We start from the raw sequence: 7,154 nt of genomic DNA on the forward strand, positions 1-7,154 counted from the left end.
TCTTGAGTAAATGATGAAAACTCTCGAATCTCATGCTGTTCTTTCCCATTATCATCAACCGTAATTAAACAGGCCGAAATTTTGTCTTTATGGACATCCAAACCACAACAAATTGGGTGAACGATTTGGATTAATGTGTTATTTTTTGATCTCTTGGTCATGGCTATCTCNTTATATTTTCTTGGTCGAAAAAAAAATTTGATAGCTATGACCATTTTTCAAAATTTGCAAGTGTTTCATGCTTCGTTGTGTCCGCTAGGACATGGGGGTTATATGAAAGTTATAATAAGTTGCTCAGATCTTTCAAACTTTGTTGCGGGCTGATGCCTGGGTACAGATAGACCAGGTCGGCCCATGGCCGTTATACGGTTCCCGGCCAGAAAAAGCAGACTGAACTCCTACCCATTATTTTGACATCAAAGACCTTGTGGGCAGGGCGGTACCCGGCAGCACCGGCACACACCATCAAGGGCAGCAGATGCTCTTCCCGGGGATGGCAATGCCTTGCAGCCGGCGCTTGTTCCCAGTTGAGAAGATTTTGTTTTTGCTGTTCAAGGGAAATTTTCTCATTAGCGCAGGTTTTTTTAAGCCAATCTTGAAAAGATCTGTTTTGGGGATCCGGTACTGACGGTGAACCCGGGCCGGCATCCATATCAAATCCTCTCATATTGTGAAAAGAAAATCCGGAACCCAGCAGCCATATATTTTCTTTGAGCAATGGTCTTAGGGCCTGCCCCATTAATAGATGTTTGTCGGCATCCAGACCTTTGGACAGGGAAATCTGAATACAGGGAACATCGGCATTAGGCAGCATCAGGGTTAATGGGATGTAAACCCCATGGTCAAACCCCCGCTTGTCTTCTTCCATCGCCTTGATGCCGGCCTCTTCCAGCAGATCCACGGCTTTACGGGCCAGCTCCGGGTGACCGGCAGCCGGATACTCAATCTCATAGGCCTGCCTGGGAAACCCGTAATAATCATAAACCAGCCCAGGTTCGGGGTGGCTGATTACCATGGGAGGATCGCTTTCCCAATGGGCGGAAATCACCACCACGACCTCAGGTTTCGGCAGCATTGCGGCAAGCTCTTTTAAAAATGCATTCATGGCGTCATGACCGGCATGCCCCAGAAGGGGTAAAGGTCCGCCGCCATGGGGGATATAAATAATGGCGCTGTCAGCTTTTAGTGTTGTCATTGGGCTTCCTTTCGGAAATGGTATATCGAATCTGTACTCTTTTATTTTTCTCATCCGGCCGCAGGGTGGCAGGGCTCATCACCAGCGCCACATTAACAAAGCCCGACGTTGCTAAATTTTCAAGGGGGATCTTTTCGGTAAACACCGTGGTTAATCCGTCCAGGGCAAGCTCACCGCCCCTGATCTTCACCGTATCAGGAAGAACGTAAATATTGGTCATGATAAGGCCGTCCGGCAATTTTCCTGAAAAGTCCGCCTGTACCGGGACCTGTTTTTCCGCCATGGTATCCAGGGTCAATTCCACCTGGTCCGGTTCAATATTTTTCAGGCGGATGCCTGGTGGCAACTGGACATTCTGCCTGGTAATGGCCAGTTTATTTTTTCCCACGGCTGTTCCGTCCAGCGAGATCTTGATGCTCATCTGATCCAGGGTCAACGCATTGACCAGAGGTCGTGCACCACTGATCAAAAGCCTGGACCTGGAAGCCGAGGCATCAATAATATTCATTTTTTTGTCAGGATTTATGAACTCTATGGGAACATCATAGTTGGCCAGGGTCTCCATGCCCCTTGAAAAGCTCAGCCACAGACCTGTGGTACATAAAAGGCAGACCATGGCTGCCACAAGCAGCTCCCGGGTCTGCCGGCGCATTTTCTTTACCGGTTCAGGCCCGCCGGTATATTGTTTTATTAAGGTCTCAATCTCATCAAGATCCCTGACCTCATGGATTTGGTTGTCTTTTACAAGGGAGACTTTTCCACGCTCCTCGGAGACAACAATCACCAGGGCATCGCTTTGCTCCGTAAGCCCTAAAGCCGCCCGGTGCCGGGTACCGTATTTCGAGGCCAGATGTCTATTCTGTGACAAGGGCAGAATCGTCCCGGCCCGGGTAATTTTTCCCCTCTGGATGACGGCAGCGCCGTCATGGAGCGGTGCACCAGGCCAGAAAAGATTCACCAACATCTCCCTGGACAGTGACGCATTAATATCCGTCCCGGAACCGATGATGCTGTCCACCCCTGTTTTAAGGGGCATCACGATCAATGCACCGATTTTTGATTTGGCCAGTTCCACCACCGCATCACTGATGATGCGCACCGGCGTATTGATCTGGGTCCTTGGAACTTCCCACAGGAAAAATTTCACACTGCGTGTTCGAACCACGCCTGATATTTCATTTCTAAATACAATAATAATGATAAAGGTCGCCACGGTGATCACGCCCTGCATGACCCAGTTGGTAATGACCAAGCCCATGGCGTTGGCAGTGCGGCCGATGATCCACATCACCACCACAGCCATTAGAACACGCAGGACATTGGTGCCCCGGAACAATACATATAAACGGAAAAGAATGTATGCGTTGAAAACGATATCCAGTATATCCTGCCAGCGCCACCCAGAAAATAATAAAGAAAATTGTTCCATTGGCATTAATCAGACATACTGAATCTTAAGGTTTTTAAAATATTATTGTCTTCATCCCTGATTTCCACCCGCCAGGGTCCCTTATCCGCATCGCGCATCTGGACCCTTGAAAAGGAGGACCATTTAGGCACGGAAAGGACAAGACGCATGGAAAAAATAAGCTTGTCTTTTTTATACCAGTTATGAAAAATGGCTGTTTTTTCATACACCGGATCAAATTCGGAAAAGCAAAAAACCTCTCCCTGGGAAACGCTGAAAACAACGGCCGGATTCACCGGCCTGAAATTGGATATGCGTTCACACACAACCGCATCGGCCAAAACCATACGGGGCTGCTCAGCCAAGCCGACACCGGCCGGTATAAATAAAAATCCAACCAGTCCGCAAACAATGAGACGCAGAGAAAATAAAAAATGACATTTCCTTATAGTGAAATCCGGCATGTTATGTTCTGTTGCTGTCATAGACGATACGCTTTCATATTCTGTAAAAAATGCCTAATGTTATATACCGGTTGGGGAGAAAAAAAAAGCCTGGATTACGGGGTATATACCATTCAATGACGTTACATGGCCTCCTCGTTTTCAACACCGGTCCGCAGTATCCGGTTCGAAAAATTCTTTAGCTGAATAATTTCTTACTTTTGTTCACTATCTTAAGAATCCTAAATTCACCACTCATTGCTTGACTAAAAAACAATCTGGTGTAATTATTTCCAAACTAACAATCTGCTAACATTTTTCATGTTGAGCCAATCAACTCAACGTTGTGTCAAAAAAGAGAGGGGGAGCGATCTGAAAAAGCAACTGATTCATAAAGGGAGCTGGGGCAACGCAGATGTTTTCCTGTGTTCACAAGGCCAAGCGCAATGGGTGGAAAAAGGGTTTGACGGTAAAAATCTCCTGGTTCGCTGGACCATTGGTATTATTCTGACACAACGCGAACTCCTTATCTCCACACGGCTGAAAGACCTTGCCGGAATTCCCCAAGGATATACCCGCAAATCCCTTTGCACGTTAACCTACAATTATATGGACGGTATGATATTAGGTGCCAGGGATCTGGACCATGCCCTGCCCGTTGACTATTTTACCGCCTGTGAGCGACTGCTGCATAGCATACACGAAAAAGGTGTCGTGCATCTGGACCTGCGCCGCGGGAGCAACTGGATTGTTCAGCCGGACGGGTCCCCCGGCATCATTGATTTTCAATCCTCATTGCTGGTAAGTCTGCTTCCGGGCCCGCTGAAAAAATTTTTATTCTCCATTGACTATTCCGGTCTGTACAAAATGTGGAGCCGAAAATGCATAGAGGGGCTGGACCCAGACCGTAAGAAAGTTTTTCACAGAATCAACAGACTTCGCCGCTTATGGATATTCAGTTTTGTTCATATTTAAATATCGCATACCGCGTCGGCAAAATTCCGGCAAAAAGACATCCACTTTGGGTTCAAAGAAATCAGTTGGTATCCATTTGAATTTCAAGACACATGTCGTAAATTTCTATGACATCGCCGGGAAGAATTTTTTTCCGTTTTCTTGTTTCAACCCGGCCGTTCACCCGGACCAGCCCGTCGGCGATCATATGCTTGGCCTCTCCCCCGCTGGACACAAGATTTTCAAACTTGAGCACCTTGTATAATTCCACAGGTGCATGGGAAATATAAACGATTCTGTTCTCAGTCATAATTTACACCTTTTTTTTGTGACCCACGGATGGCATTGGCCTGCAACCGCCCCTGGATATACAAAGACAGGGCTGCAACGGCACCATCGCAGACGTTGAAAACAGGAATGCCGCCTGCAATCAGGGCGTCTCGCAACGGGTCGTAAAGCCTGCCCCCGTCCACCACTGCCACAATGGGGGTTGCACTGGTATTATTCAAATGTATCAGCCGCTGGAGAACAGCGCCTTTTTGGTTCATGGAAAACCGGTCTTCCGGGGCAGTGTCCAGGGTTTGCATGGCCGGAGACATGGGATCCACACTGATAATCACGGCATCCACGCCGGGGTCCCGGCAAAGAATTGCGGCAATGTCGCCGTGAACCTGGTCATCAGCCGCCGGATTGATATCCATGGGATTGGATATCGTCACCAGACGGTCCAGTCCCTTGGCCGCCAGCACAGAACGTACATCGGCTACCGCTTTATTGTCGAATCGGGCAAGTTCCATGGTAAAATCATCGCTTTGGATGGAATCCGCCATGCCCACGGCTTCAAACCCGGCTCCGCTGACAGCAGCCAAACGGTCGCCATGGATGGTTTTGGCGTTCAATGTTTCGGACAACAGCATTAGTTCCTGAAATTCACTGAAGGTTCTGGCAACAATGGCACCGGTCTGGGAAACACAGCTTTCGCAGACCATATAGTCCCCGGCAAGGGAGGCGGTATGGCTGGAGGTGGCGGCTTTTCCTTCCGGGGTTCTGCCGGCCTTATAAAACACCACTTCCTTACCTGCCAGGACCGCATCCCTGATGGCCCGGCAGAATGCCAGGCCGTCCAGATCATTAAAGCCCTCGGCATATACGGCAATTACATCCACCTGATCACTGTCCTTGAAATAGGTCATCATGTCCCCCAGGGTCAAATCGGTCTGGTTGCCCATGGAAATCATATACGCCGGTGCCAATTGGGGGCACTGGTGGCTTCGGTGGAGCATAAAAGCCCCGCTCTGGCTGATCAGGGCAGCCCGGCAGAATTTTCTGGGGCAGGATCTGTCCTTGGGCAGTTTTTCCTCAGGAATAAACCAGGTATCAAAGCTGCCGGGCAAAGAGATCACCCCCATGCAATTGGCGCCTAAAAACACCGGACCGCCATCGGTGTCCGGGCGGGTGCGGGCTGCATGGATGGCGTCTACTACCTGTCGGGCCTTATCCTGGCTGTCATGGGTCTCCCCCAAGCCGCCGGGAATCAGCATAACGGCATGGGCGACATCCTTTTCTATGATATCCTCGACCAAGCCAGGAACCTGATCTGCGCCCACAGCCACAATAAAAAGGTCAAGCTTTCCCTTGCCGCCGGCCAGGGCAGCCAGATCAGGCAGGCAGTCAATGCCCAGGAATTGATCCATGCCTTTTTTAAAAATCACCATATTTTCGGGACCAAATCCCTGGGCCAGAACATTGTCCAAAATAATCCGGCCAAAATTCTTCCGGGTGGAAGAGACACCAATGATGCCCATACGTACCGGATGAAGCAGATTATCAATTTTTCCCACCGGACGCTTGGGTAGTATTCTTTTTTGCTTTGAAAATCGACACATCCCATCCAGAGGCACCATAAGAAAATCGGTGAAGGCAAAGGGATTGATCTCAAGTTCGTCTATAACAAAAACGGATTGGGGGTTTTCAAGACAATATGTGTTGCCCATCTGGATAAAAGATTCAAAACACTCCACCAATTGTTCGTCCGTAACGATACGGCGCTGTCCCCGGGTTAAACCGGCAAGTTTTCTGTATGAAATGGTCTCGCGATATAACTGAAAAAATTGTTCCCCGGTGCACATGGCCGGGGAAGCCGCCACGATGGCCTGGCCTTTCCTGAACCGCCTGGCGTATAATTCCGTGTCCGTACCGCCCAATCCGGCAGAGAATATGGTACCGAATTCTCTGGTGCGGCGCAGCCCGACAATGAGCTCATTGCCAAAGGCTGCGGAATCCGGAGGCATATACTGCACCTGGAGCACGCCTTTAATATCCCGGGAAACGGCTGATGCCAGATCGTCACCGGTCAGGCCCCGATAATGCGCAGGCAGGCCGTCCTGGTCAAGGGCCAAACCGGCTGCATAGTTTTCAGGCACCTCGTAGAACATCCGGCGCACGGCAGAACGAATTTTATTGGGCGCCTTGTCCACCACCCGGACCCCGCCCACCTCTGTTTTGTGAATGATATAAGGAGAGACGATTTTTAATACACTTTTCTCGCCCGGCATATCCACAAGCTCGTCATCGGCAATCCGGGTCCCACGCTCAATCAATCGGACCTGGGGAAACGTCTCTGCCCCGGATTTCGCCAGAAGTTCGTACACTTCGGATTCAAAAAGAAAATCCCGGCCCTGGCCCCAGGCGTTGGAGAAAATCCGTTCAATGGCATCAAAATCAATATCCAACTGCATGCTTAAATCCCAGTCTTTTTGCTATGTTACGCATACATCATCCGTGTTTACGAATAGTTATCCAATGTCTTTGTATTCATTTTCAGGGATAATAACAACCCGTTAACAACATTTGCGATTATGGAATAGTCCGGATATCTGAACATTTTCACTTTTCATACGGTACGAACAGTGCTGACGCATAAATAATAAAAGGTCGGCCGAAGTTGTTCCGCCCACTCCTTTTTGGGAAAATTCCGCCTTTCCTTCTTTCAGAAGGCATCGGAAAGGTAGTTCTTCCTACACAAACCATGGCCTGTACCGAAGATTTTCATTCCGTCCGGGCATAGTTCTCCCCCATTCCAGGCTTGAAACTGTTTCGATTACCTGTCCGTGGTTGCCGTCTCACACTAATCGGAGTTGAAAGGGGGCGGACA

The 7,154-nt window shown here is 49.1% G+C and carries 6 protein-coding genes and 1 pseudogene; 1 reads left to right on the plus strand and 6 read right to left on the minus strand.

Annotated features, from left to right (window positions below; translation table 11 throughout):
* From B147_RS33405 to B147_RS27335, 4 genes and pseudogenes are all read right to left on the minus strand, one after another.
* Window positions 1-161, minus strand: a pseudogene (locus tag B147_RS33405) (IS110 family RNA-guided transposase); the annotation flags it as partial.
* 200 nt (window positions 162-361) lie between these two features.
* Window positions 362-1,195 (minus strand): DODA-type extradiol aromatic ring-opening family dioxygenase, encoded by an 834-nt coding sequence (locus B147_RS0103970; RefSeq protein ID WP_020585950.1) that lies wholly within the window; start codon window positions 1,193-1,195, stop codon window positions 362-364.
* Window positions 1,176-2,624 carry a nucleotide-binding protein gene (locus B147_RS0103975; RefSeq protein ID WP_033396843.1) on the minus strand — a complete coding sequence of 483 codons (1,449 nt, stop codon included), beginning with the start codon at window positions 2,622-2,624 and terminating at the stop codon, window positions 1,176-1,178. Before B147_RS0103975 ends, B147_RS0103970 begins: the two co-directional genes overlap by 20 nt.
* 5 nt (window positions 2,625-2,629) lie before the next feature.
* On the minus strand, window positions 2,630-3,088 hold the full coding sequence (locus tag B147_RS27335) for a DUF2914 domain-containing protein (RefSeq protein WP_020585952.1): 459 nt from the start codon (window positions 3,086-3,088) through the stop codon (window positions 2,630-2,632).
* Between the two features lie 279 nt (window positions 3,089-3,367).
* Here B147_RS27335 and B147_RS27340 point away from each other — a divergent pair, with 279 nt between their 5' ends.
* Entirely contained in the window at window positions 3,368-4,021 is a 654-nt protein-coding gene (locus B147_RS27340) for a protein kinase family protein (RefSeq protein ID WP_157237764.1), read from the plus strand.
* A gap of 61 nt (window positions 4,022-4,082) precedes the next feature.
* Here the strand turns inward: B147_RS27340 and B147_RS0103990 are convergent, their stop codons facing one another.
* Window positions 4,083-4,310, minus strand: coding sequence for an RNA-binding S4 domain-containing protein (locus B147_RS0103990; RefSeq protein ID WP_020585954.1), 228 nt, complete (start codon window positions 4,308-4,310; stop codon window positions 4,083-4,085).
* On the minus strand, window positions 4,303-6,738 hold the full coding sequence (locus B147_RS0103995) for an acetate--CoA ligase family protein (protein WP_020585955.1): 2,436 nt from the start codon (window positions 6,736-6,738) through the stop codon (window positions 4,303-4,305). Before B147_RS0103995 ends, B147_RS0103990 begins: the two co-directional genes overlap by 8 nt.
* Between the last annotated feature and the right edge of the window lie 416 nt (window positions 6,739-7,154).

The organism is Desulfobacter curvatus DSM 3379 (assembly GCF_000373985.1).
GTDB classification, from domain to species: domain Bacteria; phylum Desulfobacterota; class Desulfobacteria; order Desulfobacterales; family Desulfobacteraceae; genus Desulfobacter; species Desulfobacter curvatus.